Origin of the sequence: Ruegeria atlantica (assembly GCF_013032005.1) — a bacterium.
In the GTDB taxonomy this organism is placed as follows: Bacteria; Pseudomonadota; Alphaproteobacteria; order Rhodobacterales; family Rhodobacteraceae; genus Ruegeria; species Ruegeria atlantica_A.
In genome coordinates, this window is record NZ_WQBE01000027.1 from 1 (window position 1) to 2,838 (window position 2,838).

1 protein-coding gene and 1 pseudogene are annotated in these 2,838 nt (G+C 56.6%); both read left to right on the forward strand.

All coding sequences use genetic code 11. From position 1 onward, the window contains the following. Nucleotides 1–146: pseudogene (locus GOX21_RS21610) on the forward strand (D-glycerate dehydrogenase); the annotation flags it as partial. Then, nucleotides 146–2,776, forward strand: coding sequence for a phosphoenolpyruvate carboxylase (locus tag GOX21_RS21400; protein ID WP_170379927.1), 2,631 nt, complete (start codon nt 146–148; stop codon nt 2,774–2,776). The pseudogene GOX21_RS21610 and the gene GOX21_RS21400, both read left to right, overlap by 1 nt. Nucleotides 2,777–2,838 lie beyond the last annotated feature (62 nt).

Consider the following 2,838-nt stretch of genomic DNA (forward strand, 5'->3'; position numbering starts at 1 on the left):
CGGATCTGCTGCAATGTGACAACCTCGTGATGCTGCCGCATCTGGGCAGCGCAACACGCGAGGCCCGCGAAGCGATGGGCTTTCGCGTTCTCGATAATCTGAGTGACTTTTTCCAAGGCCGTGAACCACGTGACCGGGTGATCTGATGCAAGCGCTGGCCCAAAATATTCAGTCCCCCCTGAACCGCTCAAGCTATGCTGATGGGTTGCGCTCGGAACTGCGGGCGTTGTGGCGGAACATTTTGATGAAACGGGCGCCGCATGTAGCGACATGGGCCGGGGCCTCACCGCTGCAACCCATCCCCGCCGGACCCGAGGCGACGCCCTATTTGCAGGCCCTGTCTATCTGGTTCCAACTGTTGCGTATCATCGATGAAAACGCCGAAGTCAGAGATCGTCGACTGACCGAGACCAATAGCGGGCCCGAAGCGGTCGAAGGCGGGTTTGCCGAGGTGTTGTCTGACCTGTCCCTGGCAGACAGCCCAATGGAAAAACTGACCGCTAATCTGTGTGCCGGACCCACCCTAACCGCGCATCCAACCGAGGCCAAACGGGTCACCGTACTGGAAATCCACCGGCGGATTTATCGCAACCTTGTCAGTCTTGAAACGCAACGCTGGACCCCAACTGAGCGCGCCGAATTGCTTAAAAACCTGGAAGGTGAAATTGACCTCCTGTGGCTGACCGGTGAACTTCGCCTGACGCGGCCAAGCCTGCACGATGAGATCGAGTGGGGTTTGCAATTCTTCAGGGACGCAATCTTTGACGCCGTCCCGCAAGTCATGGATCGGTTCGATCAAGCCTGCCTGCACATGCTGGGAAAGACCTTGAGCAAAACGCCCAGTATTCGCTTTCACAGCTGGATCGGAGGCGACCGGGACGGCAATCCGAATGTCACGACAGAGATGACCGCGCTGGCCTTGCAACGTGGGCGCGAAACGGTTCTGGACCTCTACGGTCAAGCCCTTAAACAAGCCGCAAGCAAGCTGAGTATCAGTGCGCTCATATTGCCGCTGCCCGAACCACACAGGACACGTGTACAAGAAATTGTCGACCGGGCTCCAGACACTGGCCGCAATCAGAACGAACCGTTCCGGAAGGCTCTGGATGCCATTCGCCTTCGGCTGATAAAAGACGGCTATAACCACATTTCGCAATTCGTGAACGATCTAAACGCGCTTGATGCCGCTTTATGCGCGGTCAAAGCCGAAGATCTGGCGCGAAGACATATCCGCCCACTGCGCCGGGCCGCAGCGGTTTTTGGGTTCCGTACCGCAACGCTGGACATACGTCAGAATTCCACCGTCACAACCGATGTTCTGGCCGAAATTTGGTCACAATCCGGGCAGGCACTGAAATATGGTACACCCGAATGGTCTGCCCGTTTGCGGTCCGAATTGGCGGATCAGAACTTGCCCTATCAAAATCGGGAAGCGCTGAGTGATCAGGCCCAAGAGCTCCTCGCCCTCCTGACACTTGTTTACAGCGTTCGATCGGGACCAGACCCCAAGGCCATCGGACCATTCATCCTGTCAATGACCCGTTCCGCCGACGACATTCTCGGTGTCTATCTTCTGGCCCGGTACGCAGGATTCGGGTCCGAAACTCTGGATTTATCAGTGGTTCCACTGTTCGAGACGATTGCCGACCTGCGCAATGCCCCAGCGATATTGCTGGACGTTCTTGATGTTCCGCTTTCCCGCCGCAGCCTTAAAACCGAAGGTAACGTGATCGAGGTGATGCTGGGTTACTCAGATAGTGGCAAGGATGGCGGCTATTTCTGTTCAACCTGGGAATTGGAGCGCGCACAACGAAAGATCGTCACAGCACTGGCCTCGCAAGGTTTCAAGGCTACATTTTTTCATGGGCGCGGCGGCTCCGTCAGCCGGGGCGGAGCACCTACCGGGCGCGCCATCGCCGCACAACCCAGCGGAACCATTGCCGGACGCTTGCGTGTTACGGAACAGGGTGAGGTTGTTTCGACCAAGTATGCTAACCGCGGCACAGCTGCAGCGCATCTGGAATTACTGCTCTCAAGCACGCTTCGACATACGGCTAACCCCAGCGAAACCCCGTCCCGGCCCGAATTTGACGATGCGCTGGATGCCCTATCGGAACTGTCGCAAACAGCCTATGTATCGCTTCTGCAGATGCCGGGTTTTCTGGACTACTTCCAGCAGGCCAGCCCCGTCGAGGAACTTGCTCGCCTAAAAATCGGCTCCCGCCCGACCCGTCGGTTCGGCGCAGCTAGTCTCGATGATCTGCGGGCTATTCCATGGGTTTTTGCGTGGTCGCAGAACCGCCACCTGATTACCGGTTGGTACGGGTTTGGTGCAGCCATGGCCAGCTTTCGCAAGTTCCGAGGTTCGCGCGGTGACGAAGTTTTGCAAGAAATGTTTCAGAAATCTCGCCTGTTCCGCCTCGCTGTCGATGAGATGGAGAAATCGCTCTATCAGTCTGATATGGGCATCGCCACGCAATACGGCGAACTGGTGCGCGATAAGTATATTCGCCAAAGCATCTCTCAGGCGATCAAAACAGAATTCGATAACGCTTGCAGCGCTGTGCAGTTTCTGACTGGCGGTCAGACAATAGGTCACCGTTTTCCCCGGCTGTGCGAACGATTTGATCGCAAACGGGCGGAGCTGGCTCGCATTCACGCATTGCAAGTCGAACTGCTGCAACAAGCCCGAAACAAATCGCAAGCAGGATCAGTCCCTGTGCCGCTACTGCAATCCATGAACGCTATTTCCGCTGGCCTTGGCTGGACCGGCTAACCAATTTCAGGAGATATGCCCCGTGAATGTCCCGCATCGTCTAGACGGTTTTTTCACCCAAT

What these genes read in the sequence shown, in the direction of transcription:
- GOX21_RS21400 (WP_170379927.1), top strand. Translation starts at nt 146, where the DNA reads ATGCAAGCGCTGGCCCAAAATATTCAGTCCCCCCTGAACCGCTCAAGC.